At 72.7% G+C, this 25,528-nt stretch carries 29 protein-coding genes; 12 read left to right on the forward strand and 17 right to left on the reverse strand.

Annotation, left to right across the window (positions count from 1 at the left end; translation table 11 throughout):
- The first annotated feature begins 75 nt into the window (after positions 1–75).
- The 3 genes from meaB (at position 76) to IEX42_RS16255 (ending at position 1,849) form a co-directional block, all read left to right on the forward strand.
- The gene (meaB, locus tag IEX42_RS16245; protein ID WP_229660922.1) at positions 76–1,023 is read left to right on the forward strand and encodes a methylmalonyl Co-A mutase-associated GTPase MeaB; all 948 of its coding nucleotides are present in this window, start codon (positions 76–78) and stop codon (positions 1,021–1,023) included.
- Positions 1,024–1,127: 104 nt separating this feature from the next.
- Positions 1,128–1,307 (forward strand): hypothetical protein, encoded by a 180-nt coding sequence (locus IEX42_RS16250; protein ID WP_188780717.1) that lies wholly within the window; start codon positions 1,128–1,130, stop codon positions 1,305–1,307.
- The gene (locus tag IEX42_RS16255; RefSeq protein ID WP_188780718.1) at positions 1,307–1,849 is read left to right on the forward strand and encodes a PH domain-containing protein; all 543 of its coding nucleotides are present in this window, start codon (positions 1,307–1,309) and stop codon (positions 1,847–1,849) included. Before IEX42_RS16250 ends, IEX42_RS16255 begins: the two co-directional genes overlap by 1 nt.
- Here IEX42_RS16255 and IEX42_RS16260 read toward each other — a convergent pair.
- On the reverse strand, positions 1,779–3,503 hold the full coding sequence (locus IEX42_RS16260; RefSeq protein WP_188780719.1) for a GMC oxidoreductase: 1,725 nt from the start codon (positions 3,501–3,503) through the stop codon (positions 1,779–1,781). The genes IEX42_RS16255 and IEX42_RS16260 overlap by 71 nt on opposite strands.
- Positions 3,504–3,561: 58 nt before the next feature.
- Here IEX42_RS16260 and IEX42_RS16265 point away from each other — a divergent pair, with 58 nt between their 5' ends.
- Both IEX42_RS16265 and IEX42_RS16270 read left to right on the forward strand, forming a co-directional pair.
- Positions 3,562–4,143, forward strand: coding sequence for a TetR/AcrR family transcriptional regulator (locus IEX42_RS16265; protein WP_188780720.1), 582 nt, complete (start codon positions 3,562–3,564; stop codon positions 4,141–4,143).
- Positions 4,140–4,736, forward strand: coding sequence for an acetoacetate decarboxylase family protein (locus tag IEX42_RS16270; RefSeq protein ID WP_188780721.1), 597 nt, complete (start codon positions 4,140–4,142; stop codon positions 4,734–4,736). Before IEX42_RS16265 ends, IEX42_RS16270 begins: the two co-directional genes overlap by 4 nt.
- Here IEX42_RS16270 and IEX42_RS16275 read toward each other — a convergent pair.
- Positions 4,733–5,227, reverse strand: coding sequence for a TspO/MBR family protein (locus tag IEX42_RS16275; RefSeq protein ID WP_229660923.1), 495 nt, complete (start codon positions 5,225–5,227; stop codon positions 4,733–4,735). The genes IEX42_RS16270 and IEX42_RS16275 overlap by 4 nt on opposite strands.
- Before the next feature lie 84 nt (positions 5,228–5,311).
- Here IEX42_RS16275 and IEX42_RS16280 point away from each other — a divergent pair, with 84 nt between their 5' ends.
- Both IEX42_RS16280 and IEX42_RS16285 read left to right on the forward strand, forming a co-directional pair.
- The gene (locus IEX42_RS16280) at positions 5,312–5,773 is read left to right on the forward strand and encodes a DUF5709 domain-containing protein (RefSeq protein WP_188780723.1); all 462 of its coding nucleotides are present in this window, start codon (positions 5,312–5,314) and stop codon (positions 5,771–5,773) included.
- Between the two features lie 38 nt (positions 5,774–5,811).
- Positions 5,812–6,723, forward strand: coding sequence for a tetratricopeptide repeat protein (locus tag IEX42_RS16285; RefSeq protein ID WP_188780724.1), 912 nt, complete (start codon positions 5,812–5,814; stop codon positions 6,721–6,723).
- A 3-nt stretch (positions 6,724–6,726) separates the two neighbouring features.
- On the opposite strand, the gene arfB is transcribed toward IEX42_RS16285, so the two are convergent.
- Genes arfB through IEX42_RS16300 form a run of 3 tightly spaced genes read right to left on the reverse strand, consistent with a single transcriptional unit; the run spans position 6,727 to position 8,509 of the window.
- Positions 6,727–7,179 carry an alternative ribosome rescue aminoacyl-tRNA hydrolase ArfB gene (gene arfB / locus IEX42_RS16290; protein ID WP_188780725.1) on the reverse strand — a complete coding sequence of 151 codons (453 nt, stop codon included), beginning with the start codon at positions 7,177–7,179 and terminating at the stop codon, positions 6,727–6,729.
- Positions 7,172–7,582, reverse strand: a complete 411-nt coding sequence (locus IEX42_RS16295) for a CoA-binding protein (RefSeq protein WP_188780726.1) — start codon at positions 7,580–7,582, stop codon at positions 7,172–7,174. The genes arfB and IEX42_RS16295 overlap by 8 nt, the downstream gene beginning before the upstream one ends.
- Before the next feature lie 9 nt (positions 7,583–7,591).
- Positions 7,592–8,509 carry a LysR family transcriptional regulator gene (locus IEX42_RS16300; RefSeq protein WP_229660924.1) on the reverse strand — a complete coding sequence of 306 codons (918 nt, stop codon included), beginning with the start codon at positions 8,507–8,509 and terminating at the stop codon, positions 7,592–7,594.
- A 94-nt stretch (positions 8,510–8,603) separates the two neighbouring features.
- On the opposite strand from IEX42_RS16300, the gene IEX42_RS16305 reads away from it, so the two are divergent.
- From IEX42_RS16305 to IEX42_RS16315, 3 genes are read left to right on the forward strand one after another with little or no spacing between them, the layout of a single operon-like run.
- Entirely contained in the window at positions 8,604–9,749 is a 1,146-nt protein-coding gene (locus IEX42_RS16305; RefSeq protein WP_188780728.1) for a TDT family transporter, read from the forward strand.
- Between the two features lie 33 nt (positions 9,750–9,782).
- Positions 9,783–10,535, forward strand: a complete 753-nt coding sequence (locus IEX42_RS16310; RefSeq protein ID WP_229660925.1) for a dienelactone hydrolase family protein — start codon at positions 9,783–9,785, stop codon at positions 10,533–10,535.
- Entirely contained in the window at positions 10,532–11,398 is an 867-nt protein-coding gene (locus IEX42_RS16315; RefSeq protein WP_188780729.1) for an alpha/beta hydrolase, read from the forward strand. The genes IEX42_RS16310 and IEX42_RS16315 overlap by 4 nt, the downstream gene beginning before the upstream one ends.
- A 6-nt stretch (positions 11,399–11,404) precedes the next feature.
- On the opposite strand, the gene IEX42_RS16320 is transcribed toward IEX42_RS16315, so the two are convergent.
- The 7 genes from IEX42_RS16320 to IEX42_RS16350 all read right to left on the reverse strand — a co-directional run bounded on the left by IEX42_RS16320 (position 11,405) and on the right by IEX42_RS16350 (position 17,604).
- Positions 11,405–11,743: a cupin domain-containing protein gene (locus IEX42_RS16320; RefSeq protein WP_188780730.1), complete on the reverse strand. Its 339-nt coding sequence runs from the start codon at positions 11,741–11,743 to the stop codon at positions 11,405–11,407.
- Positions 11,744–11,962: 219 nt separating this feature from the next.
- Positions 11,963–12,718 carry a hypothetical protein gene (locus IEX42_RS16325; RefSeq protein WP_188780731.1) on the reverse strand — a complete coding sequence of 252 codons (756 nt, stop codon included), beginning with the start codon at positions 12,716–12,718 and terminating at the stop codon, positions 11,963–11,965.
- On the reverse strand, positions 12,718–13,302 hold the full coding sequence (locus IEX42_RS16330; RefSeq protein WP_188780732.1) for a hypothetical protein: 585 nt from the start codon (positions 13,300–13,302) through the stop codon (positions 12,718–12,720). The genes IEX42_RS16325 and IEX42_RS16330 overlap by 1 nt, the downstream gene beginning before the upstream one ends.
- On the reverse strand, positions 13,299–14,438 hold the full coding sequence (locus tag IEX42_RS16335) for a nucleotidyltransferase family protein (protein WP_188780733.1): 1,140 nt from the start codon (positions 14,436–14,438) through the stop codon (positions 13,299–13,301). The genes IEX42_RS16330 and IEX42_RS16335 overlap by 4 nt, the downstream gene beginning before the upstream one ends.
- A gap of 199 nt (positions 14,439–14,637) precedes the next feature.
- Complete coding sequence (locus IEX42_RS16340) at positions 14,638–15,630, reverse strand: ImmA/IrrE family metallo-endopeptidase (protein WP_188780734.1); 993 nt, start codon at positions 15,628–15,630, stop codon at positions 14,638–14,640.
- 56 nt (positions 15,631–15,686) lie between these two features.
- Complete coding sequence (locus IEX42_RS16345) at positions 15,687–16,595, reverse strand: hypothetical protein (RefSeq protein ID WP_188780735.1); 909 nt, start codon at positions 16,593–16,595, stop codon at positions 15,687–15,689.
- A gap of 100 nt (positions 16,596–16,695) precedes the next feature.
- Positions 16,696–17,604: a hypothetical protein gene (locus IEX42_RS16350; RefSeq protein WP_188780736.1), complete on the reverse strand. Its 909-nt coding sequence runs from the start codon at positions 17,602–17,604 to the stop codon at positions 16,696–16,698.
- 581 nt (positions 17,605–18,185) lie between these two features.
- On the opposite strand from IEX42_RS16350, the gene IEX42_RS16355 reads away from it, so the two are divergent.
- Entirely contained in the window at positions 18,186–19,412 is a 1,227-nt protein-coding gene (locus IEX42_RS16355; RefSeq protein ID WP_188780737.1) for an HNH endonuclease signature motif containing protein, read from the forward strand.
- A gap of 1 nt (position 19,413) precedes the next feature.
- On the opposite strand, the gene IEX42_RS16360 is transcribed toward IEX42_RS16355, so the two are convergent.
- Complete coding sequence (locus IEX42_RS16360; protein ID WP_229660926.1) at positions 19,414–20,127, reverse strand: TMEM165/GDT1 family protein; 714 nt, start codon at positions 20,125–20,127, stop codon at positions 19,414–19,416.
- A gap of 147 nt (positions 20,128–20,274) precedes the next feature.
- Between IEX42_RS16360 and IEX42_RS16365 the strand changes: the two genes are divergently transcribed.
- Positions 20,275–21,018 carry a hypothetical protein gene (locus tag IEX42_RS16365; protein ID WP_188780738.1) on the forward strand — a complete coding sequence of 248 codons (744 nt, stop codon included), beginning with the start codon at positions 20,275–20,277 and terminating at the stop codon, positions 21,016–21,018.
- A 14-nt stretch (positions 21,019–21,032) separates the two neighbouring features.
- Here the strand turns inward: IEX42_RS16365 and IEX42_RS16370 are convergent, their stop codons facing one another.
- From IEX42_RS16370 to IEX42_RS16385, 4 genes are read right to left on the reverse strand one after another with little or no spacing between them, the layout of a single operon-like run.
- Positions 21,033–22,436, reverse strand: coding sequence for an FAD-binding oxidoreductase (locus IEX42_RS16370; protein WP_188780739.1), 1,404 nt, complete (start codon positions 22,434–22,436; stop codon positions 21,033–21,035).
- On the reverse strand, positions 22,433–23,299 hold the full coding sequence (locus IEX42_RS16375) for an alpha/beta fold hydrolase (protein ID WP_188780740.1): 867 nt from the start codon (positions 23,297–23,299) through the stop codon (positions 22,433–22,435). Before IEX42_RS16375 ends, IEX42_RS16370 begins: the two co-directional genes overlap by 4 nt.
- 35 nt (positions 23,300–23,334) lie before the next feature.
- Positions 23,335–24,210: a crotonase/enoyl-CoA hydratase family protein gene (locus IEX42_RS16380; RefSeq protein ID WP_188780741.1), complete on the reverse strand. Its 876-nt coding sequence runs from the start codon at positions 24,208–24,210 to the stop codon at positions 23,335–23,337.
- A 31-nt stretch (positions 24,211–24,241) separates the two neighbouring features.
- Positions 24,242–25,519: an LCP family protein gene (locus IEX42_RS16385; protein ID WP_229660927.1), complete on the reverse strand. Its 1,278-nt coding sequence runs from the start codon at positions 25,517–25,519 to the stop codon at positions 24,242–24,244.
- Positions 25,520–25,528: the final 9 nt, after the last annotated feature.

Genomic DNA, 25,528 nt, shown 5'->3' on the forward strand with positions numbered 1-25,528 from the left:
CGGTCCGGCCGGCGTGGCCGCACCGTCGACGTCGACACGCTCGTCGACGGTGCGCGCCGCGCCGACCCGCGCTCGGTGGCCCGGCTGATCAGTCTGGTCGAGAACGCCTCGCCGCAGCTGCGCGAGGTGATGGCAGCGCTCGCGCCCCTGGTCAGCGGGGCCCGGATCCCGCACGTGGTGGGCCTGACCGGCTCCCCGGGGGTGGGCAAGTCCACCTCCACCAACGCGCTGGTGGCGGCGCTGCGGCGTACCGGTGCGCGGGTCGGGGTCCTCGCTTTCGACCCCTCCTCGCCGTTCTCGGGCGGCGCGCTGCTCGGGGACCGGGTACGGATGTCGGACCACGCACTCGACGACGGGGTGTTCATCCGCTCGATGGCCTCGCGCGGCCACCTCGGGGGCCTGTCCTGGGCGGCGCCGCAGGCGCTGCGGGTGCTGGAGGTGGCCGGCTGCGACGTCGTGCTGGTGGAGACGGTCGGGGTCGGGCAGAGCGAGGTCGAGATCGCCGGGCTGGCCGACACCACGGTCGTGCTGCTCGCGCCGGGGATGGGGGACGGCATTCAGGCGGCGAAGGCGGGCATCCTCGAGATCGGCGACGTGTACGTCGTCAACAAGGCCGACCGTGACGGTGCCGACCAGGTGCGCCGCGACCTGCGCACGATGCTGCGCCAGTCCGAGCGGGACAGTGGTGCTGCCGCCGCGGCGTCGGGTGACGCTCGGTGGAGCGCCCCCGTGCTGGCCACCGTGGCCAGCGAGGGCACGGGACTCGACGAGGTGGCCGAGGCCCTCGCGGCGCACCGCGCGTGGCTGGAGGAGCGCGGCGACCTCGTACGCCACCGGGTGCGGCGCAGCCGGGAGGAGATCGAGGCCATCGCCACCACGACGATGCGCGCCCAGTGGCGCGCGAGCGGTCGCCTCGCGGCGCTCGACGACCTCGCCGAGCAGGTGGCCCGCGGCGAGAGCGACCCGTACGCCGCTGCCGACCTGCTGCTGGCCGACGCGGGGACGGACCTCACCGCGGGCTGAGTCCTCCGACGTCGACCCGCGCGCCTGCGTTACCAGTGTGACTGATGGTGCTAGGAAGGGGCGGTCCGGACTTCCCCCGTGCCTGCCTCCCGGAAGGTTTCGCCATGGATGCCGCTCTGAAGAAGGGCGTGGCCCTCGTGGTCGTCGTCTTCATCGGGTTCTACCTGTTCACCGACCCGACCGGGCTGGCCGGGTTCACCCGTGACGGCGCCGACGCGATCTGGAGCGGGCTGCAGCGGCTCTTCGACGCCCTCCAGCAGTTCATCCGCACCCTGACGGCCTGATGGGCCTGCGGTCGGCGCTGCGCTCCTGGCAGAGCCGCGCCGTCTCCGAGCGGGTGCTGCGCCGCCTCGATGAGGTCCTGGTCGCCGACGTCGGGCACCACTGGGTGGTCTACACCAAGCCGGTGCTGATCGCGCTGCTCGGGCTCGCGGCGTTCGGCGGCGCCGCGTTCGCCGGGACGGGGTCGAGCGTCCTCAGCGTGCTCGGGCTGCTGCTGCTCGCCTGGTCGGCGTACGCCTGCCTGCGCGAGAGCGCCGACCGGCTGATCCTCACCAACATGCGGGTGCTGCGCATCCAGGGTGTCTTCAGCAGGTCGGTGGCCACCATGCCGATCGGCAAGGTGCTGGACACGACCGTGACCCGGCCGCCGCTCGGGCTGCTGCTCGGCTACGGACACTTCGTCTTCGAGAACGCCGCGCAGGACCAGGGGATGCGCGAGCTGCACTTCCTCCCGCACCCCAAGCAGCTCGACCTCACGATCCAGGAGCTGGTGCACCGCTCGTCGGCCGGCTACGGGGCAGCGGCAGGTCCACAGGGGTCCTGAGCGCCGCCGGCGCGTCGGCGGGGACGACCGGCGACCTCGGCGCCACCGGGCGGACGGGCTCGTACGCCTCACCCGGCGCGGGCCGGGGATCGGCGTCGTCCCGGTTCGGCCACAGGGCGACCGCCCGCTCGGCCTGGGCGGTGATCGTCAGCGACGGGTTGACGCCCGGGTTCGCCGTGATCGCCGAGCCGTCGGTGATGTGCAGGCCGGGGTAGCCGTGGACGCGCTGGTACGGGTCGACCACTCCGGTCTCCGCGCTCTCGCCGATCACGCAGCCGCCGATGAAGTGCGCGGTCATCGGGATCCCGGCCAGCTCGGCCACCGAGCCGCCCGCGGTGCCGCCGATCCGCTCGGCGAGGTCGCGGGCGACCTTGTTGGCGATCGGGATCCACGACGGGTTCGGCAGGCCGACACCGGGCCGGCTGGTCATCCCGCGCCAGGGCCGGCGCCGCAGCCGGGTGGTGATGGAGTTGTCCAGGCACTGCATGACCAGGACGACGACGGACTGCTCGGCCCAGCGCCGCGGGGCGTGCAGCCGCAGCGCGGCACGCAGTCCGATCCGGTGGTACTCCGCCAGCACCGCCCGCCAGCGCGAGACGCCCGCGCCGCCGTCGACCAGGGCCGCATTGATCAGCGACAGCGCACTCGAGCCGTGCCCGTAGCGCACCGGTTCGACGTGGGTCACCTCGTCGGGGTGCCAGGAGGACGTGATCGCCACGCCCGGCGTCCAGTCCGCGGCCTTGTCGCTCGACCGGGCGGTCAGCACCGCCTCGGAGTTGGTCCGGCTGAGCTCACCGACCCGGGGTGACAGACGGGGGAGCGAGGTGCGCCGCATCCGGTGCAGCAGGGCCTGGGTGTTCAGCGCGTTGCCGGCGAGGACGACCTGCTCGGCGGTGACGGTACGTCGGCGCCACGGGCTGCCGGTGCGGCGGGTACGGACGGCGTACCCGCCCGCCGGCAGCGGGCGGACGTCGTACGCCGTGGTCAGCGGCAGCACCTGCGCCCCTGCGGACTCGGCGAGGTGCAGGTAGTTCTTGACCAGGGTGTTCTTCGCGTCGTGCCGGCAGCCGGTCATGCAGGCGCCGCAGTCCAGGCAGGTACGGCGCGCCGGCCCGGCGCCACCGAACCACGGGTCCGCGACCTGCTCGCCCGGCCGCTCCCCGAACAGCACCCCGACGTCGGCGGGGTGGAAGGTCTCGCCGACGCCGTACTCCTCGGCGATGGCCTGCATCTGCTCGTCGGCCGGTGAGCGGCCGGGGTAGGCGGTGACGCCGAGCATCGTCCTGGCCTGGGCGTACCACGGCGCCAGCTCGGCCCGCCAGTCCGTGATGTGCGCCCACTGCGGGTCGCGGAAGAAGGCGTCGCCGGGCTCGTACAGCGTGTTGGCGTACACCAGCGACCCGCCACCGACGCCGGTGCCGCTGGCGATGAGCACGTCGCGCAGCAGGGTGATCCGCATGATCCCGAAGCAGCGGGCCCACGGTGCCCAGAGGTAGCGGCGCACGTCCCAGGAGGTCCGCGGCAGCTCGTCGTCGGCGAAGCGGCGCCCCGCCTCGAGCACGCCGACGCGGTAGCCCTTCTCGGTCAGCCGGAGGGCCGCGACGGAGCCGCCGAAGCCGGAGCCGATCACGAGGACGTCGTAGTCGTGGGTCACGGCGGCGACCCTACGACCGTTGTTGACACCCTGCCAACAACGACCCAGGATGACGTCCGTGACTGCGGTGGCGCCCGGCTCCCGGCTCGAGCCCGAGGCGCGCCGCCGCCAGATCCTGGACGCGGCCCGGGCGCTGTACGCCGAGCGCCCGTACGAGGACGTCTCGGCCGTCGAGCTGGCGGCCGCCGCGGGCGTGGCCCGTGGGCTGCTCAACCACTACTTCGGCTCCAAGCGCGCACTGTTCCTCACGGTGATGCGCGAGTCGGTCACGATGCCCCGGGAGATGCTGGAGGATCTCGGCGGGCGGCCGCTCCCCGAGCGGGCCGCGGCCGCCGTGTCCGCGATCCTCGACGCGGCGACGACCTACGGGCAGGACTGGGTCAACGCCAGCGGCACGGCGACCCTGCGCGGCGACGCCGACGTGCAGCAGGTCGTCGACGAGGCCGACGACCGGGCTGCACGGCTCGTGCTGGACGCACTCGGCCAGTCCGACGACCCGGCGCTGCGCGTCCGGCTGCGCACCTTCGCGCCGATGGTGAAGGCGACCTGTCGGGAGTGGCTGCACCGCGGCACGGTGCAGCGCGAGGAGGCGCAGCGCACGCTCACGGACGTGCTCCTGCTGCTGGTGACGCGGCCGTGAGCGGCTACCCGCCCGAGCCGTGGCACCTGACCGGCCGCTGCGTGGTCGGGGTGTGGCTGCTGCCGTCGGGAGTCGCGCCGGTTCCCGACGCCCCCGGCGCGCGCGTGGTGCGGGTGCTCGGCCGCACGGTGGTCGCGGCGGCGTTCTTCTCGTACGCCGAGCCGAGCCCGCTGACGTACGAGGAGGTGATGGCCACCGTGCTCGTGCGCCGTGGACCGCGCCCGCGGGTGAGCATCACCCACATCTGGGTCGACTCGCCGGCCTCGCGCGACGGAGGCCGCGCGCTGTGGGCGATCCCGAAGGAGCTGGCCCGCTTCGAGACCGGCCCGGGGTCGTGGACCGCTCCTGGCATCGGCGCGGTGCGGATGCGTCCCCGACGACTGCCGCTCGTCGTGCCGCTGGCGTTCCGGCTGCTGCAGGGGCGTGCCGGCGCCGCGGTGGAGACGCGCGTCGGCGGGCGGGTCCGACCGGCGCTGGGTCGGGCGAGGTGGAGCGTCGACGCCGACGGTCCGCTGGGGTTCCTGGCCGGGCGCCGGCCGGTGCTGACCTTCTCGGCCGTGCCGTTCCGGCTGGTGTTCGGGCGCCGCCGCTAGTTAAGCGTGACGATCGCGGCGGTGAGCGCCGTGGCGAACAGCGTCCAGAGGAGGTACGGCGCCATCAGGACGGCGGCGAGGGGCGTCCGGCGGGCGAACATCGCGATCGTGGCGATGACGGCGAGGTCGAGCAGGGCGATCTCGACCAGCGCGAGGGTGTAGAGGCCGGCGCCGAAGAAGAGCGGCGTCCACAGCGCGTTCAGCACCAGCTGCACGCCCCAGAGGATGACCGCGCGGCACAGGCCGTACCTGCGCCAGACCAGCCAGCCCGCGACGGCGATGAGGACGTAGAGCACCGTCCAGACGGGGCCGAACAGCCCGGCCGGCGGCGCCCACGGGGGCTGCTCGAGGGAGTCGTACGTCGACCCGGCCGACGAGGAGGCGAGTGCTCCGACGCCGGCGGCCACCGCGACCAGGACGACGGCCACGACCAGCCCGACCAGGGACGAGGCCGGCCGGGCGGGCCGGTGCGTCAGGGCACTGGTGTTCACACGACCCATTGTCGTCCGCCGGGCAAGCACCTCCCTGCGGGTGAGGGCGTCGGGGTGTCGTGAGCGGTGACTACGGTTGGGCTCATGACTGACGCCTCGATCGAGCCCGGTGACAACACCGACGACAACGACTCCTACGGCACGTACTCCGTCGACGCGGAGGACCAGCCGCAGGGCGACGGCGAGTCGATGTCCGACGACCGCGGCCTGACCGAGCCGCTGGACGAGGGCTACTCGCCGCCGGAGAGGTGGTCGGCCGCGCAGGGCTACGGCAACACCCCGCTCGAGGAGGCGATGGGCGAGGACATGGAGCAGCGCCTGGCCCAGGAGGTGCCCGAGCCCGACCCGTACGCCGAGGCGGCCAAGGTCTCCGACGTCGACGACCTCGACGACGGCGAGGTCGGCGACGCGCGGTCGGGCCGGCTGGTCGCGGACGAGGGCTCGACCGTGGTCGAGAGCCAGGACATGGATGCGACCGACGTCGGCATCGACGGCGCCGGAGCGAGCGCCGAGGAGGCCGCGGTGCACGAGGTGCCCGAGGACTGAGTGATCCACCGCGACGGCGATCGGGCACGATGGAGACCATGAGCGAGCAGCAGTTCTCCCGTCCCGGTGCCGTCGACCTGTCGGGGCTGGCCCCGACGCCGGCGCCGCAGGCCGGCACCAGCAGCGCCTACGCGGTGACGATCGACGAGCAGAACTTCCAGACCGTCCTGGAGAGCTCGATGAGCGCGCCGGTGGTGCTGGCGTTCTTCAGCCCCTCGCGATCCCCGGAGAGCGTCGCGCTGGCCGACGACCTGCAGACGCTGTCCAACGAGTACGAAGGCAAGTTCCTGCTCGGCCGGGTCGACGTCGACGCCGCACCCCAGATCGCCCAGGCGATGCAGATCCCGTCGGTGCCCCTGGTCGCGCTCGTGGCGCAGGGCCGCCCCGTGCCGCTGTTCCAGGACGCCGTGCCGCTGGAGGAGCTCCGTACCGCGCTCGACCAGGTCTTCACCCAGCTGGCCACCCAGGGCTTCACCGGCCGGCACCAGCCGCGCAGCGGCGCCGGACCGGTCGACGAGGAGTCCGGCGAGCCCGAGCTCGACCCCCGCTACGCGCCGGCGCAGGACGCGCTCGCCGCCGGCGACGTCGACCGCGCGGTCGCGGAGTACCAGAAGCTCGTCGACGCCAACGCCTCCGACAGCGAGGCGACCGCCGGGCTGTCCATGGCCAAGGTGCTCCAGCGCACCCAGGGCGTCGACCTCGACCAGGCGCGCTCGGCCGCCGCCGCGTCGCCCGACGACGTCGCCGCCCAGACGATGGTCGCCGACCTCGACCTGCTCGGCGGGCACGTCGACGACGCCTTCACCCGGCTGGTCGACCTCGTGCGCCGCACCACCGAGGCCGACCGCGACACGGCGCGCAGCCACCTGCTCGACCTGTTCGCCGCCGTCGGCAACGACGACCCGCGGGTGCAGGCGGGCCGGCGCGCACTGGCCTCGGCCCTGTTCTAGTCGCTAGTCGCGCACCCGGCCGCGCAGCGACTTCGTCCGCCCGCGCCGGGTCTTCGCGTCCAGCCGGCGCCGCTGCGACCCCTTGCTGGGCTTCGTCGGCACCCGCCGTGGCGGCGGCGGCGCCAAGGCCTCGCGCACCCGGGCGGCCAGCCGCTCGCGGGCGGCCACCCGGTTGCGGTGCTGCGAGCGGTGCTCGGAGGCGGTGATGCCGACCGGGCCCGGTCCGAGCGCGCGTGCGACCCGCTGCTGCTCGTCGGCGGTCAGCACCGCGGAGGACGCGGCGTCCCAGACCAGCTCGACGCGCGAGTCGGCGGTGTTCACCGACTGACCGCCCGGCCCCGACGACCGTGAGAACCGCTCGGAGAGCTCGACGGCCGGGATCAGCAGGCCCTGGGGGATGCCCGGCCCGGGCGGTACGAACAGGTCGCCGCCGGGCCCGACGGTGCCCTCAGCCACGCCGACGCCACTCGATCAGCGGGCACGTGTCCATCACCATCGCCAGACCGGCCGCGCGGGTGCGCTCGTACGCCGCCTCGTCGGCGACGCCGAGCTGGAACCACACGCCCCGCGCGCCGATCGCGACCGCGGCGTCGGCGTACTCCCCGGCCTGCTCCGAGCGGCGGAAGACATCCACCACGTCGACGGGGAACGGGATGTCGGCCAGGGTGGCGTACCCCTGCTCGCCGTGCACCGTGGGCGCGTCCGGGTGGACCGGGACGATCCGCTTGCCGCGGCGCTGCAGCTCGGCGGAGACGGAGTACGCCGGCCGCCGCTGGTCGCCGGACAGGCCGACGACCGCCCAGGTCTCGCACTCGTCGAGCATCAGGCCCACCGCCGCCAGGTCCCGCCAGTCGCTCATGCGTCCACGCTACGTGTGCGTACGCGCGATGCCGACCAGGTCGCGCACCGGTCCGGCCGGCGGCTGGGCCGAGCCGGACCAGAGAGCCCGCAGGCTGCGGCGCAGGTCCAGGCCGGTCGTCGGGACCTCGACGAGCTGGCCGGCCGCGAGGTCGCGCTCGACCGATCGGCGGCTGAGGAAGGCGGGTGGGCTGCCGGCGCGGACGGACTCGCGCACCGCCGCGGCCGTGCTCAGCTCGACCGCCGGGGCAAGCGCCTCGACGCCCGCGGTCTCGAAGGCGGCGTCGACGACGCCGCGGGTGCCGGAGCCCTGCTCACGGCTGGTGCGGTCGAGCGCGGCGACCTCCGCGGCCGGCACCGGCTCCCGTCGCCGGGTCAGCCGGTGCCCGGGCGCGACCACGAGCACGAGCTCGTCGCGGCCGACCTCGGTGGAGCGGAGGTGCTCGGGCGCCGTGGCCCCCTCGACGAACCCGACGTGCGCGCGCCCGTCGGTCACGGCCGCCTCCACCTCGGCGGAGTTGGCCGCGTGCAGGCTGGTGGCCGACGGCACGTGTCCCTCGCGCTCCTGCCGCTGGCGCAGCAGGACCAGCCAGCGGGGGAGCAGGCTCTCGGCGACGGTCATCGAGGACCAGACCGCGAGCTCGCGGCTGCGCTCGGAGCGCAGGCCCGCGATGGCGTGCTCGATCTCCTCGCTGAGCTCGAGCAGCTGCGAGGCCCACTCGACGACGACGACGCCCTCGTCGGTCAGGCTCGACCCGCGCGCCCCGCGTCGTACGAGCGTCAGGCCGACCTGCGCCTCGACGGCGCGCAGCCGCTCCGAGGCCGACTGCTGGGTGACGGCCAGCTCCCGCGCTGCGCCGCCGATCGACCCCGTACGCGCCACGGCGACCAGCAGCCGGAGGCCGGCGAGGTCGGGGACGTGGGGCACAGGAGGAACCATAGCCTGAGCACAGGCCAGACCTGTGGCAGCACAGGCACGAACCCGGTTCTGCCGGTGCCCTGCCCCGGGCACAGTGAGTGTCATGACCAGCGCGACCCTCGACCGAGACCACGTCCTGCCGCGTCCGTTCACTCGGCTCGGCGGCCACGCCCCCGACGGGTACGTCAGCCCGAACTGGTACGCCTCCGTCATGGGCACCGGCATCGTGGCCAACGCCGCCGCCCCGCTGCCTCCGTCGGTGCTGGACCGGCTGCCGGGGCTGCTCACCGCCGCTCGCGGGGTCTGGATCCTCGACTCGGTGTGGCTGATGGTCCTTCTGGCGCTCACCGCCTCGCACTGGGTCCGGCACACCGAGCAGGCCAGGGGGCACCTGCACAACCCGGTGATGTCGCACTTCTACGGCGCTCCGGCGATGGGTCTGATGACCGTCGGTGCCGGTGCGCTCCTGGTCGGCGTGCCGGTGGTCGGTCTCTCCGCAGCAGTCGCGATCGACCTGGTCCTCTGGACCGCGGGCACCCTGCTCGGGCTGTGGACCGCGGTGGTGGTGCCGTACCAGGCGATGACCCGGCACGAGGTGAAGGCCGACTCGGCCTTCGGCGGCTGGTTGATGCCGGTCGTCCCGCCGATGGTCTCGGCGGCCACCGGCCCGCTGCTGCTGCCGCACGTGCCCGCCGGTCAGCCGCGGCTCGCGCTGCAGCTCGCCTGCACGATGATGTTCGGCCTGACCATCGTGATCTCGCTGGTGCTGATCACGCTGCTCTACAGCCGCCTGGTGCACCACAAGGTCGGCGCCGCCGCTGCCGTACCCACCCTGTGGATCGTCCTCGGCCCGCTCGGCCAGTCGATCACCGCCGCGCACAACCTGGGCCAGAGCGCGCCGGGGATCCTGCCCGCTCCGTACGGCACGGCCTTCCGCGCGATGGGGCTGCTCTACGGCGTGCCGATGTGGGGGTTCGCGATGCTGTGGCTCGCCATCGCCGGCGCCATCACGGTCCGTACGGTGCGCTCAGGCATGCCCTTCTCGCTGACCTGGTGGAGCTTCACCTTCCCCGTCGGCACCGTCGTGACGGGCACGTCGGGCCTGGCCGTGGCCACCGGCGCGGACTTCCTCGTGGTCGCCGCCGCGCTGCTGTACGTCGGTCTGGTCGGCGCCTGGGTGACCGTCGCCGTCCGCACCGCCCGGCGGACCTGGAGCGGAGCACTGCTCCGCGCACCCGAGGCGGCCTGAGGCTCGTCGGCGGCGGGGCATAACGTCGAGGTCATGGCACCCATGGACCTGACCGACATCCCCGCCGCCGACGGCACCGCCGAGGCGTACGTCGCCCGCCCCGTCTCCGGCTCCGGCCCCGGCGTGCTGCTCTGCATCGATGCGATCGGGCTGCGCCCGCAGATCGCCTCGATGGCGGACCGGATCGCCTCCTGGGGGTACGTCGTCCTCGCCCCCAACGTGTTCTACCGCTCCGGCACCGCTGCCGAGACCAGCCCGGACGTCGACCTCACCCAGCCGGGCGCCCGCGAGGCGTTCTTCGAGACGGTCGGGCCGCGGATGGCCGAGGTGACGCCCGACCGGGCGGTCGCCGACCTCGGCGACTACGTCACGACCCTGCGCGGCCTGGACGGCGTGAGCGACGGCCCGCTGGGCGTGACCGGCTACTGCATGGGTGCGCGGCTGGCGACCTGGGCGGCCACGCACCACCCCGACGAGATCGCGGCGGTCGGCGGCTTCCACGGCGGCGGCCTGGTCACCGACGACCCGCAGAGCCCGCACGCCAAGCTCGCCGACGCCCGGGCGGAGTTCGTCTACGGCCACGCCGACCACGACGACTCGATGCCGCCCGAGGCGGTCGCCGCTCTCGGTGAGGCGCTGTCGTCCGCCGGGCTCACCGCGAAGAACGAGGTGTACGCCGACGCGCCGCACGGCTACACGATGGCCGACACCTCGATGTACCAGGAGGCGGGCGCCGAGCGGATGTTCACCGAGCTCGAGGCGCTCTTCGCCCGCACGCTGCGATGACCGCACTCGAGCCCCTCGAGGTCGCGGTCGAGGGTGGCTCACTGCGAGCGCTGCGGTGGGGGAGCGGTGCGCAGGTCTGCGTCGCCCTGCACGGCATCACCGCCAACGCGGCGTCGTGGACGGCGGTCGGCGAGCGCCTCCCGCAGGACTGGTCGCTGGTCGCGGTGGACATGCGCGGCCGGGGGCACTCGCGCGAGCTGGGGGCGCCGTACGACGCCGAGCGGCTGGCCGCCGACGCCGCCGCCGTCGTCCGCGCCACCGGCGCGCGGGTCCTGGCCGGTCACTCGCTGGGGGCGTACGTCGCCGTCGGCGTCGAGCGCGACTTCCCGGGCCTCGTCGAGCGGCTGGTGCTGCTCGACGGCGGCTTGGCGCTTCCCGTGCCGCCGGATGTCGACCCGGACGCCGCGCTCGCGGCCACGCTCGGCCCGGCGCTGGACCGGCTCTCGCACGTCTTCGCCGACGAGGAGTCGTACGTCGACACCTTCCGCGCCCACCCCGCGCTGGGTCCGTACTGGACCGAGGCGATCGAGGCGTACGCCCGCTACGACGCTCTCCCCACGGACGGTGGCGTCCGTGCGCGCGCCGTGCTGGAGGCCGTACGCGTCTCCGGGCGCGAGCTGCTGACCCGCGGCGCCGAGATCGACGCCGCCGTGCACGGGCTCACCGTGCCGGCCCGCCTGCTCTGCGTCGAGCGCGGTCTCCAGGACCAGCCCGGCGGCCTGCTGCCGGTCGACGTCGTCGAGGCCGCCGCTGCCGCGCAGCCGATGCTCGAGGTCTCGACGGTCCCGGACACGAACCACTACACGATCGCGTTCGCCCCGCACGCCGTCGACGCCGTGGTCGACGCGATCACCCGCGACTGAGGCCGGCTACGCGCACACGGCGATGAGGGTCAGACCCTCCTCGCCCGCCCGGACGAAGCGGGCCGACTCCAGCGACACCGCGACGAACTGCCCCGGACCGACGGCGACCTCCTCGCCGCCGACCACCACCCAGCCGCTGCCGCGCACCACCGCGTACATGTCCTCCACCCGGTCGTCGGCGTGGTCGTGGCGCACCGTCTCCGCCCCGGGCGGCAGCTCCACCTGGTACACCTCGAAGTTCTCCAGCCGGAGCGCCTCGCTCACCCGCTTGTCGTACGGGCTCGCCGCCGGGTGCGGTCCCGGGCCGGCGTCGATGTCGGTCGCGTCGACGAGGTGGTAGGTCATCGGGTCAGCGTAGGGACGCCGGTGCTCGCCTGGTCGCGAGAGAAGCTGGAAGTGGCGCTGTGACTTGTTCGGGCGGCGGAACGGCGGGTCCCCATCGTCTTGGTCAAGTTGTCTCGGTCAACTCCTTGCGAGTCATTCCGCCCATAATGACGTGGTTGATTCGATTCTGGATCGTCGACACCTAGGAAGTTCCGCGAAACGAGCGAGAGACGATCATCGTCACCTGGCCAGGCGCCGGCCCTGATGCACGAGCCAGCGGACCGCTCGACCGCCGCCGATGAGACGATCAATTGGCTGGTCTTGCCCTGCTTGCGCCGTCTCGGCATCGGCTTGGGCGTTGCGGCGGGCCCTGTCCGCTTCCTCGAGCTCGCGGGCCTCGACAGCGGCGGTCACCGCGCGGGCGGCGCTACGGAAGCGCTGGCGGGTCGCGGCGTGATACCAGCGGCGTCGCAGGTGGGCTTGCATCATCTCGACAACGACCTTCAGGGCCCTGTCGGTGTTGGCGCGCGGAAGCGGGTTGTGCAGGTTGACGTCGGTGTCTCGCTTGATCGGCGGCGCGTTCCAGGCGATGTGCATCTGGGCGCCGGCTTCGATCTTGGCGACTGTCACGTAGTGGTCGTAGGCGTCGGCTACGACCGGGTCGGCGTGCAGGCGCATGAGCGCCTGGTGGTGGTCGATGCTGGTCTTGACGTCGGACATGCCGCTGGTCAGGGCGAACCTGGTAGAGGTTTCGCCGTCCTTGCGCAGGATGCGGTACGGCCCCTCGAGGTAGCCGGAGACGGCGCCGAGAGCGTCGCCGTACAGGGTGGTCAGCGTCTGGCGTCGGGCGCTGTTCGCGTTGGCTCGCAGGGTGGCGCCAACGCCGGTGGCGGCGATGAGGGCGCCGGCGAGCACCACGACCTGCGCCCAGGTGAAGCCACCTAGCCCGAGGAACAGCGGGAAGAGGGCTGCGGTGACGTAGGTGACGACCTCCATTAGGACGCCTCCGCGAGGGCCGTGAGGTAGTCGTGGGGGGCCTCGTCGCCCATCCAGGTCCCCTCCTGGCGACCAGGTCCGCCGTGTCCACCGGTGGCGCGCCAGTGCTGCTCGAAGAGCAGGTGGTTACGGGTGAGGTTGAGCAGGGCGACGAGGCCGTTCGTGTAGTGCCAGCGACGGTCGACGGGGTCGCCGGGGAACCACAGGCATAGCGCATCGATGTTGTTGTGGCGGTGCTTGGACTCGGCGCCCGGGTCGGCGAACACTGCCGGGAAGTCCCACGGGTCGAGTTCGAACGTGGGGTAGGTGGGGTTCTCATGGAACTCGATGCGCACGGGGACCGGGTCCTTGCGCCCGGGGACGTCGAGGCCCGCGTGGTGGATGGTCCAGACGCGGTCACGGCCGCGGTGCCGGCTGGGGCCGGTCAGCGTCTCTGAGATGAGGCCGGCGTGCTCGTCGTGGGCGCCGATGTCGCGCAGGAGCGGGCCCTGGAAGTCGAGGTCCGTGCCGTACCAGGCGCGCTTGGCTCTGGTCGGTCGCTGCGGGCTGCGGACCTGGGAGCGCGGGTGCGCCGGACGCGTCATCGGGTCCCCCAGGAGCGGGTGCTGGGGGTGCGCTGCTCGGGGCGGTGCCCGACGACCGGCGTTGCGGCGGCTGCGGTGCTCGCGGCCGTGGCGACACCGGCCGCACCCGCGGCGGCCGCGGGGCCGGGGAGGATGTTGATGGACTTGCGGCGGTCTGTCTCGAACTTGTGGGCGGTCTCCGCGGTCACCTCGTACGGGTCGGGGCCGGGAAGGATGTCGTCGTCGCGGAAGAACTTAGCCATCTCCTCGTGGGCCTGGACCGGGTAGCCGCCCTTCTCGAGCTCGACGGCGCGGGCGAGGCGGGCGCGGGCGCGCCGGAGGCGGTCCACGACGGCGGTGCGGTTGTCGTTCAGGCCGATGGGCTTCTCGGCGACGCCGGCGGGGTCCTCGGTGAGGCCCTTGTCGAGTTCGGCGATGGCGTAGTCGAACCAGATGAGCATCGCGGTGGCCAAGGGCATCGGCTTGGTGAGGCAGCCGAGGGCGAGGGCCTTGATGTTCCAGGAGCACAGCGGCTTCTGGTTCTTGCGGTTCCAGTGCTTGAGGAGTCGCACGGTGCGCGCGTAGGTGTAGGACGTCTTCTTGTTCGCCGCGCGGACCATCTTGGTGTGCTGCTCCGGGTGGGAGCGGCTCCAGGTCGCGTGATTGGGGATGAACAGGCCGACGCCGGTGGGGTGCTCGATGGCGACAATGACGTCGGCGGTGAAGTCGGCCTGGCCCGCCGCGACGGCCTTGCTGAAGCGCACCAGGATGGAGCGATGGCGCTTCTTCCACTCGATACGCAGGTCGGGGAACTCGTCCTCGAGCGCGGCGCGGATGGCCCCCGCTGCGCGCTCCTGAAGGTCGGCACAGCCCTTCTTTCCGGGGCCGTGGGTGTCCTTGGCCTCGGCGACGACGACGCCGAGGTCGATGTCGGTGAGCGGGTCGAGGGCGTCGCCGTGGGCGACGGACCCGTTCACGTAGGTGCGACTGCCGGGGAACTCGCCGGTAAGGGCGGCGGTGATGAGGTCTCGTCGGCGACGCGCTTCTGCGAGCTCGTCGTCGCTGACCTGGATGTGGCGTCGGACGTGCTCGAGCACCTCCTCGATGGTCGGCGCGCTGCCGAAGGGGCTGCTTGTCTCGATGTGCTGTACTGCCATGATTCGTCTCCTTGTCGTGTTTTGGCCGTGTGGGCCTCTGCAAGGGACGGACGGGCTATCTCGGCGAGTGGCACGCGCCGAGGACGCCCAGGGTGACCGGGCCATCCCGATGACCACCGTGTCAGTCATAACCGACAGTTCGGCGTCGCCGGGAGGTCCCGCCGCTGACGCCGGAGGTCGGCCTGCGCTCCGGGGTCTCTCAGGCGCAGTCGTCGCAGCGGTCGCCGACGAACCCGGCCGACGGCTGCACAAGGAAACACGACATGCACTGCCGTTCGGCGGTCGTGGTGACGCAGGCGCATCGACCGCACTCGGTGCAGGGCGGCACCGCGCACCGCGGGCATCGCTGTTCCCAGCTGGTGTAGGTCGCGCCGCACGCGAGGTCGGCGCACTCGTAGGTCGCCGCCCGGGGTCCGGCGTCGCGGCTGGGGAGGGCGAAGTCCTCCCAGGGTGCGCTGTCGGTGACGGCGACGGCGAGCAGCAAGTCGCCGTCGAACGCGGCGGTCTGGATGAACAGCTCCTGGCCGCGGATGTCGTCACGGTAGGTGAAGTGGCCCCGTCCGCTGCTGCGGCCGTTGGTCAAGCCGCGCTCGAGGACGGGGTCTGCGGACTGGTTGCTTCCGCGGCGCAGCGGCGGGAGGTTGTGGGTGGAGCAGAAGAACACCTGACCTTCGTTGGTCAGCAGGGCCACCAGGCCGGGTGCAGGTAGTCGTTGCGCAGCGCGGACGCACACTGCGGAGCGCGACGCCGGCCCGGCCTGAAAGAGCCGGATGATGTCGTCGGTGGTCGGGCCCTCGTCGTCGATGTAGCGGCTGACCTCGACGTCGGGCAGGAGCATCTCGGCGGCGAACGCGTCGCAGGCGAGGTCCTCGAAGAGGTCGCCGGCGTTCTGGTTCCAGATGACCTCAACCAGGTCGATGGTCGTTCGTTGCAGATGGTGGCCGAGTTCGTGCAGTGCGGTGAAGGCGCGGCGGCCGGGGCTCGCTGCGAGCCCGACCTGGATGACGGGCATGCCGCCGGGCCCCGTCTCGATGTAGGCGCCGGCGACGCTGCAGGCGTCCCGGTCAGCGGCGTCCTCCGGTTCCTCGACCAGCTGCAACGCAACGTCGGGCCATCTGTCGAGCGCTTCGCACGGGTCGGTCCGGAACCGGTCGAGGTCGGCACCGAAGTAGGAGTGGGCGACTTCGACCATCGCCTGCGCCTGTGCCTGCACCTCGCTGCGGCGCGGAGTGCCGGCTGACGTTGCTATCACTGGTCTGGTCCTCGCTGCTCGCCGAGCTGTGCGTCGAAGTAGGCGATGATGCGAGCCGACCAGCGGACGTCCCGGCGGTTGTGCTCGCGGGCGGCGAGTGCCTGGACGCCGTAGGCGGCTGTCCGCCAGGTCTCGACCTCGTCCTGGTCGCGGCGTGCTGCGAGTCGGTGAACGAGTGAACGGACCTCGGGCAAGTCCATCGCTGCGACCAGGTCCTCGGGCAGCGGTGGGTTGGTTGCCGACAACAGAGTGGCAGCGGGCACCTGTAGCACTTCGGCGAGACTGTTGGCCTCCGCTTGGGAAAGGTCGACTTGTCCGCGGCGTAGGGCGGCAGCGCGCGGAACCGACCCAAGTGCAGCCGCTACGGCACGCGGGTCAGCCCCCTTCAAGACGGTGTCCAGGTCGAGGTTGCCGGTGCCACTCGGCGCCCACTCGGCCTCCGCCAGCAGGTCGAGCAGGTCCCGCTGCCGCGCTCGAGCGATGGTTCGCGGGTCCGTTGCGCCCCAATTCAGATCTCCCGGGGGCAGGTCCATGAGGTCTGCTGTGAGTTCACCGAGCTTGTAGTCGAGCACCCGGACAGGGACGGTGGCCTCGTTGCGGACCCAGACCGCCAGTTCGAGGTGAAGCGTGTTCGTCTCGGCGGCGGCCACCGCTGCGGTCTCGTCCGCGTCGCTGTCCAGGCTGACCGCCGCTACACGGATTAGGTGGCCCGGATTGACTTGCGAGCCCCCTTCTTCGGCACCGCGGGGCGTTGTGATGCTGTCGAGCACCAAGAGGACGCCGGCCTGGTCGTTCCAGCGGGCACGCCAGAGGTCGCCCGGGCTGGGTGTCGGGGTGGCATGAGCCTGTCGTGCCTGAGCAAGGGAACGGCCCAAGTTCGAGGGCGTCGCGGGTGGTGGGGTCATCGGGAGCGTCCTCCTCTCGTTGCGAGGTTCGCGTCCTGGCGGGGGGTTCGCGGTGGCACCGGGGGCCACATGGTGGACGGACGGGTTATTTCGGGGGGTGTCACAGCGACTCTCCTTCGAGTGCTGCGGTGTAGGCATGGGAGCGTTCGACGAGGGCATCTAGGACCGCAGCCTGTATTTCGGCGGCGGTCGCGTCCCGGATCTTGGCGCGTGCGCTCTCCGAAACCGCAGCCGCTGTCCTGCGTGGAAGCCCGAGTGCAGTGGCGACGCCGCGGGCACTTTCTAGGTGAGGTATCGCACGGCGCTCATCGTGCGCCATGACCCGCCAGATGACCTCGGCAACGTCGTCGGGGGTGGGTTCGTCAGGGTCGGCCAGTCCATCGGGCGGGCTGGCGGCCTCGAAGGTGGCGAGGTCATCTGAGTCGGTGGCGTGCTCCATGCGGGAGGGCTCGAGCGGGGCGGCCGCGACACAAATTTGGACTACCTGAGCCAGGTCTGGGTCCGCCACCTTCCCGTTGGCCTCTCTCAGGGCGGCGTCGCACACCCGGACGATGGCATCGAGAGTCCGTCCGGGGGTCTTGCCTGAGGTGTTCCATGCGGTGACCGCGAGGCGGCGCAGCGATGACGCGGCGCGGATGAGATGTCCGATGTCGCCCTGCCAGACGTCATCGGGCGCAGTGTCGAGCCGCCAAGCGTTGTGCGGCTGGACGGCCCGTACGAACCGGGGCAGCGGGGTCAAGATGGTCTTGAGCCGCTCGATGAGCTTGCCGCGCTCGGTCTCGCGGGCTTGGTCACGCAAGACGTTCTCGAACGCCGTGAGGAGATAGAGCTCCAGGTCGCGGTCGGTGGCCGTGGTGGCGATGGCCTTCTCGACGAACTGCTCCTTGCGCGCGTACACCTCGGAGACCAGCTCCCGGTGCGCGTCGTCGTTCCAGGTGGCGTGGCCGTGCGGAGGTGGCGAGCCGTGTCGGCGAACGGCTTGGCGCGCGAGTTGCAGGAGGAGCGTCATCGTGGCGCCGTCGAGACTCGCTCTCACATCGGCGTGGTCGGGCATCACTCTCCCGCAAGGTCTTGGGTGCAGCTGACTAGCGCCTCGTTGGTGGGCACCGGTCCGATTCTGCATAACACTCACCCGTTCGGCACGTTCTTCGGTGACTATGGCGTGGTGGTCGGAGTCGTCTATCCCGCTGGGTCGCTCGCGGTCGGCAGGCGGTCAGGCAAGAACCTGCCACTGCCGAGCTCGAATGCACACGATGCGCCATCGCGCCACTGCTCGTGCGCCCTGTCGGTCGTGCTACGGCCACAGGGCAATCCCGCGTCAATCCGCCGCGTATGAGCGAGCGGCGGGGACGTAGGGCCACCGTCCTGGCGTGCCGAAGGCATCCATCCCGCGCGCTCGATGGTGCCCGGTCCGCCGTCCCGGGTCGGCGATCTGATCGCACCGTCGAATGTCAACGGCTCCTGCTGACGCAACTCGATCACGCTCTAGAAGCGTCCGTTCCCAATCCACAGGCAGGGAAAGCGAAGGGCTTCTCCACAGTTCTGAAATCCGTACAGAATCTGTCGGTGCCGACCGCTTGAATAAGCCTCATGAGCACGATCAACGACCTGGTCTCCGGCATGCGGGCGCAGGTCGCCGCGCACGCTGAGGACCGGTTGTGGTCGGCGTCGGGCGACGAGCTGGTCGACGCGCTGGACGGGATCTCCGCGCTGCGGGCGCAGCTCGCCGAGCTGGAGCTCCGCGTCCTCGCGACCACGCAGGTCGAGGACCGTGCTGCCGCGGCGGGAGCGACGAGCACGTCGGTCTGGTGGGCGTACCGGACCAGGCAGACCCGCCCTGACGGACGGCGGCGTTCCGTGCTGGCCGGGGACCTCGACGCACACGAGACCACCCGGTCCGCGATGGCGCGCGGCGAGGTGGCCGAGGACCAGGCGCGGGTGATCGTCAGCGCGGTCGACGCGCTGCCCGACGACCTCGAGCCGGGGCTGGCCGAGCGTGCCGAGAAGGAGCTCGTCCACTACGCGGGGGAGTTCGACGCGATCGGGCTGCGCCGGCTCGGGCGCACCATCCTCGAGGTGGTCGCGCCCGAGATCGCCGAGGAGCACCTGCGCCGGCAGCTCGAGGCCGAGGAGCGAGCCGCAGCGCAGGACCACCGCTTCACCATGACCCGCGACGGGCACGGGCGCTGCTACGGCCGCTTCACGATCCCCGAGGCCGAGGGCGCGATGCTCGAGCGTGCGCTGCTCGCGCTGTCCTCCCCGGTTCACCGCCGCCACGAAGGGCTCGAGCCGGTTGCCGTCTCGACGCCGCGGGGGCGGGGCGAGGCCTTCGCGGCGTACGTCTCCCACTACCCCGAGCAGGAGCTGCCCGCCAGCGGTGGCCTCGCGGCGACCGTGGTCGTCACGATGACCATGGGCGACCTGCTCGGCGACACCGAGACGCCTGCCTGGCTCGACACCGGGGAGCCGATCACCGCCGCGACCGCCCGCCGGATGGCCTGCGAGGCCGCGGTCGTGCCCGCCGTGCTCGGCAAGGATTCCGAGGTCCTCGATCTCGGACGGCAGGCGCGCTTCCACACCAAGGCCCAGCGCCTCGCCATCGCCCTGCGCGACCAGTGCTGCACCGCCGAGGGCTGCGACCGCCCGCCCGGGATGTGCCACGTGCACCACGACGACCGGTGGCACCTCGGAGGTCACACCAGCGTCGACCGAGGCAGGCTGCTCTGCGCCCGGCACCACACCCTGGTGCACGACCGGCGCTACCACGTCGAGAGATCGCCCGACCACCCGCGGCGGATCCGCATCCTGCGGACCTGACTCAGCCGAGGACGCCCGCGCCCTCGAGGACCAGCACGACGCCGAAGAGCGCGAACAGTGCGGCCGCGCCGTACTTGATGGCCTTCTCCGGCAGCCTCTTGGCCAGGACGGCGCCCACGACGATGGCCAGCGCGTCGGCGGCGACCATGCCGACCGTCGACCCGATCCAGGTCCCGAGCCAGCCCTCCTGCGTGGCGAGGGTGATGGTGGCCAGCATCGTCTTGTCGCCCAGCTCGGCCAGGAAGAACGCCACACCGACGGCGAGGATCGCCGCACCCGTGGCGCTGCGCGCCTTCGACGCCTCCTCCTCGGTGAGCTCGTCGCCGCGCAGCGTCCACGCCGCGAAGCCGAGGAAGGCGACACCGGCGACGATCGAGATGACGCCCTGGTACTCCGAGAAGCCGTTGCCGATCAGCGCGCCGATGCCCACCGAGGCGAGGTGGACGACCGCGGTGGCGACGGTGATCCCGAGCAGGACGTCTCGAGCTCGGTAGCGCGAGGCGAACGTCATCGCCATCAGCTGGGACTTGTCGCCGAGCTCGGCGACGAAGATGACGGCGGTGCTGAGCAGGAAGGCGTACATCGAGGCTCCTAGCCGGGCGGACCGGCCGAGGAGAGCCGCGGAGGTGCGGACGCCCTTCGACCAGGACGCCCACGGGTGGGTGATCTGGTCGAAAGTCTCGTCCGCCCGGCCCGAGGGCCTGGCCCGCTGCACCGGAGCCGAGGCTCAGTGTGTCGACGCAGCGATCGGGGACTACTCCCTTTCGCGCACCATCATGGCAGATGCGAGGCCGAGCCGCCCGGGCGCTACGCTCCTGCCCGACTCGTCCCATTCCACCGTTTCGATCTCGGGAGCTTCCTGATGCGACGCACGCTGTCCCTGCTGGCACTGGCCCTCACCGCCGGCCTGACCCTCACCGCCTGCGGTGGTGGCGACGACGAGGCGAGCGACTCGGCGAGCCCGAGCGCCACCGCCAGCGAGAGCTCGCCGTCCGCGGAGCCGAGCGAGGAGCCCACGCAGTCGCCGACGGCGAGCGCGACGCCGGCCGCCGGCAGCACGCCGAGCTGGGCGGAGCCCGCGGTGTACGCAGGCACGAAGCTCGGCTCCACCACCGTCGCCGGACGAGGGCTGGGCAAGGGCAAGCTCGCCGTCACCGTCTACCAGGTCGACAGCCTCGACTCGCCGAGCGACGGCACCTTCGCGGACGTCGGTCAGTCCACTCCGAAGATCAAGAAGGGAGACCCGCTGATCGTGCTCGACTACGTGCTCACCAACACCGGGAGCGCGCCGGTCACCATCGGCAACCTGGGCGTCGAGCACGAGCTCGCCTTCGGCAAGGCGAAGCTGGACACCCAGGACGTGCTGGTCGACCCGACGCTGATCGACGGCTACGGGTTGCACGGCGACATCCAGAAGCCGACCTACGGCGAGGAGTCGTACCCGGTGAAGCCGGGGGAGTCGATCTCGCTCGCCGAGGCCGTGCTCTCCCAGCCGGGCAAGCCGCTCACCTTCACCTTCGGCGTCACGCCGGTGAAGAAGGGCGCCGTGTCGTACGACGACCAGACCACGAGCAAGCCCCTGCGGACCACCCCGACCGCAGGCTGAGCCGGGCGGGGCCCTCAGAGCACCTTGCCGGGGTTGAAGATCCCGAGCGGGTCGAGGGTCTGCTTGACCGCGCGCTGCAGCTCGACCGCCAGCGGGTCCAGCTCGCGGCGCATGCCGTCGCGCTTGAGCAGGCCGACGCCGTGCTCGCCGGTCACGGTGCCACCGAGCTCGATCGCGGCGTCGAGCATCTCCTCGAACGCCACCTGCGCGGCCTCGCGGGCCGCGTCGTCGCCGGGCGGGGTGATCAGCAGCGGGTGCAGGTTCCCGTCACCCGCGTGGGCGATGGTCGCCATCGTGACGTCGTGGCGCGCCGCGATGTCCACGAGGCGGCGCAGCATCTCGGGCACCTGCGAGCGCGGGACGCAGACGTCCTCGGTGAGCACCGGTCCGAGCCGCTCCAGCGCCGGGTAGGCCAGCCGCCGGGCGGCGAAGAGCGCCTCCGCCTCGTCGGCGTCGGAGGAGACCATCGAGAACAGCGGCCCACCGACGTCGTACGCCGCGAGCAGCGCCTGCGCCTCCTCGTCGCCGCCGGCGCCGGGGGTGTCGACGCGGGCCAGCAGCAGCGCCTCCGCCTCGGCCTCCAGGCCCAGGTGCTTCCAGTCCTCGACGGCCTGCAGGCAGGCGCGGTCGAGCAGCTCGAACGCCGCGGGCGTCAGCCCGCGCCGGGTCGCCTCCGCCACCGCGGTCCCGGCGTCCACCAGCGAGGCGAACGCGCCGACCACGGTCCGGGGCGGCTGGGTCGGGGCCGGGCGCAGCCGCAGCGTCGCCTCGGTGACCACGCCGAGCGTCCCCTCCGAGCCGACCATCAGGGCGGTCAGGTCGTAGCCCGCGACCCCCTTGGCCGTACGTCGGCCCAGCCGCACGGCGCTGCCGTACCCGGCGGGACCGCCCATCACCGCACGCATCCCGAGGACGTAGTCGCGGGTGACGCCGTACTTCACGCAGCACAGGCCGCCGGCGTTGGTCGCGACGTTGCCGCCGATCGTCGACCAGGGGGCGCTGGCCGGGTCGGGCGGGTACCACAGCCCGTGCTCGGCGACCGCGGCCTTGAGGTCGTCGTTGACCACGCCCGGCTCGACGACGGCGACGAGGTTGTCGGCGTCGATCTCGCGCACCGCGCTCATCCGGGACAGGTCGAGCACCAGGCAGCCGTCGACGGCGTTGGCGCCGCCGGACAGGCCCGTGCCGGCGCCGCGCGGGACCACCGCGACGCCGAGGTCCGCGCAGACCCGTACCGCGTGGGAGACCTCGGCCTCGGTGCGTGCCCGGAGTGCGACGGCCGCCGCCCCGACCGGTGCCCACTCGGCGTCGTCGTGGGCGAGCGAGGCCACGACGTCGGCGTCGGTGACGATGCGGTCGGCGGGGATCTCGCGGCCGAGGGCCTCCAGGAGGGCGCTCGGCGGGGCGGTCGTGGTCATCGGGTCTCCGGCTCCTGCAGGGCGTGGCGGAGCAGTGCCGCCACGGCGGCTGCTCCGGTCGGGGTCATGATCGTTCCGGCGTGGTCGACCCCGTCGACGCCGACCGTCTCCACGGTGCGTGGGGCGTAGTCGGTGACCAGGTCGGGTGGGTACGCCGGCGCGGTGTCGCGGCCGGTGCTCCACTGGGCGTGCAGGAACCGCACCGGCACCTCGAGGTCCCGCCACGGCGTCTCGCCGAAGAACACCGACGTCGCGTCCGCGACCATCGCGTCCTGGTCCAGTCGCACCCGACCCTCGCGGAGGTCGTGGGCGAGGTAGTCCAGCAGCAGCGGGTCCGCGGGGTCGAGCAGCGGCGCAGTGGCCGGAACGACGTAGTCGCGGTACTCCTCGACCGACGTCCAGGTGCGCTCGAGGCGCCCGGTCCGGTCCGCGAAGGCCGCCGCGACGTTCTCCCTCGTCAGCCCGTCGGGCGCCGCCATCGGGAAGCCGCCGTCGACCAGCACCAGGCTCCGCACCCGCTCGGGGTGTCGTACGGCCAGGTGCACCGCGACGAACCCGCCCATCGACATCCCGACGACGTGGACACGGTCCAGGCCGAGGTGGTCCAGCAGCAGCACCAGGTCCTCGGCGTGCCGCACCACGGAGGAGGGCCCGGCCACGCCGACGCTGTCGCCCCGCCCGCGCAGGTCCGGCGCGACGAGGCTCAGGTCGGGGTCCTCGGTCCGCAGCCAGTCCCACAGCCGACGCTGGGCGCTGAGCCCGTGCACGGCGAGGACCGGCTCGGTGGTCCCGGCCCAGACCTCGTACGCGAGGTCGCCACCGGGAGCGGCGAACGCCCCCGGGCCGGGTGTGAGCGTCGTCATCTGAGCCACGGTACGACCGGTGCCCCGGCCCAGGCTCAGCCCAGGTCCGGGACGTCGCTCGCGCGGCCGGTGAACTCCGGGTCGCGCTTGCCGAGGAACGCCGCCACGCCCTCTTTGCCGTCGCCGACCGACGCGTGCCACATGGCGAGGCTGTCGCGGCGGTGCGCCTCGAGCGGGTGGGCGGACCCGGAGCCGGCGTACAGCAGCCGCCTGGCCATCGCGAGCGCCGCGGGGGAGCGGTTCGTGACGAAGCGGCGGGCCAGCTCCAGCGCCGCCGGCAGCAGCTCGTCGGGCTCGTGCACCGAGCGCAGCAGCCGTCCCTCGAGGGCCTCCTCGGCGCTCAGGATGTCGGCGGCGTACACCCACTCCAGCGCCGTCTGCAGGCCCACGATCCTCGGCAGGAAGTACGACGACGCCGCCTCCGGCACGATGCCGAGGCGGCCGAAGACGAACCCGATCCGCGCCTTCGTCGAGGCGAGGCGTACGTCCATGGCCAGCGTCATCGTGGCGCCGATCCCGACGGCGGCGCCGTTGATCGCGGCGATCACCGGCTTGTCGCACTCGTGGATGGCCAGCGTGACCTTGCCGCCGGTGTCGCGCACGCCGGACTCGTACGGCTCCTCGGTCAGGTGCTCGCGCAGGTCGGCCGCGGTCGGTGCGGCGTCCTCGTCGAGCCCGAAGACGTTGCCGTCGGCGGAGAGGTCCATCCCCGCGCAGTACGCCTTGCCCGCGCCGGTCACCACGACGGCACGCACTGCGTCGTCGGTGCGCAGCCGCCGGAACTCCGCCTCCAGCTCGCGCGCCATCGTGACGGTGAACGAGTTCAGCGCGTCGGGGCGGTTCAGCGTGATCGTCTCGATGCCGTCGGGGTCGAGGTCGACGAGGAGGGTGTCGTAGGTCGGGGCGCTCATGCCGCGGATCGTGCCACCCACCGGGTCGGGGTCAGGCAGGGAACCCCGTCGGGGTGCACAGGCCGCCGACCTTGGAGGTCTGGTCGGTCTTGATCAGGTTCATCAGCCGCAGCGCGCGGTCGCGGTCCCAGTGGATCGCCTGGTCGCGGATCGGCATCGAGCAGGTCAGGCCGTTGTCCCCGTTGACGCGCGTCATCGCCCAGGCGAAGCGGCCCATGGCGAAGACCGACATGCCCTCGTTGACCACCAGGGACTGCGAGCCGGCCTTGGCGACGCCGACGTAGCGGAACGGGTTGAGCACGGTCAGCGGCGACTTCACCTTGCTGCCGACCTGGCTGACGACGGCGCGCTGGTTCTTCGCCCGGTCGATGTCGCCGAGCCGCTGGGTGTGCCGGCTGCGGGTGTACGCCAGCGCGGTGGCCCCGTCGACGTCGTCGTGGCAGCCCTTCGACAGGCGCAGCTTGGCGCGACGGTCGACCAGCCGCTTCGGGGTGCAGATCTGCACGCCGCCGACCGCGTCGACGGCGTTGACCACGCCACCCATGCCGATCTCGACGTAGTCGTCGACGCGGACGCCGGTGCTCTGCTCGATGGTCTGCACCAGCAGCTTCGGGCCGCCGTACGCGAACGCGGCGTTGATCTTCCCCGTCCCGTGCCCGGGGATCGGCACGATCGAGTCGCGCGGGATCGACAGCAGCAGGTTGGGCCCGCTCCCGACGTGCAGCAGCATGATCGTGTCGGTGCGCTGGCCGCCGGCGTCACCGGTGCCCAGCCGCTTGCGCTCCTCGGGCGTCAGCCCGGCGCGGCTGTCCGAGCCGACCAGGAGGTACGTCGTGCCCGGCTGCTCGGCGGGCCGGGACCCGGACGGCGCGGCGTCGACCTTCTCCACCTTCGACCACGCCCAGAACGGCACGGCCACGAGGAAGACGATCCACACGAGCACGACGACCTTGACCACCCGCCAGACGGTCGGGCGCTTGAGCCCTCCGCGGGAGCGGCGCTCGCGCGTCGGCTCGGGCGCGAGCGGGCGCGGCGACACGGGGCGCTGCTGCTCGGGGGACGCCTGTGCGCTGCGCGGCTGCTCGCGCGGCTGGGTACGGATCATCCGCGTCGCGTCGGCGTCGGCGCCCTGGCCGGCGCCGCGGTCGACGCCCCGGTCGGCGCCCCGGTCGGCGCTCGGCGGGCCCGACTGGCGGCCGCGGCCGCCGACGGGGGCGGGGCGGTCCTCCGAGGGGCGGTCGGACCCGCCGCCGTAGAGCCAGTCGTACCTCGGCTCGTCGCCACCCCCGCGACCGGACTGCTCAGACATGCCGGCGAC

The organism is Marmoricola endophyticus, assembly GCF_014644415.1.
Lineage (GTDB): Bacteria > Actinomycetota > Actinomycetes > Propionibacteriales > Nocardioidaceae > Marmoricola > Marmoricola endophyticus.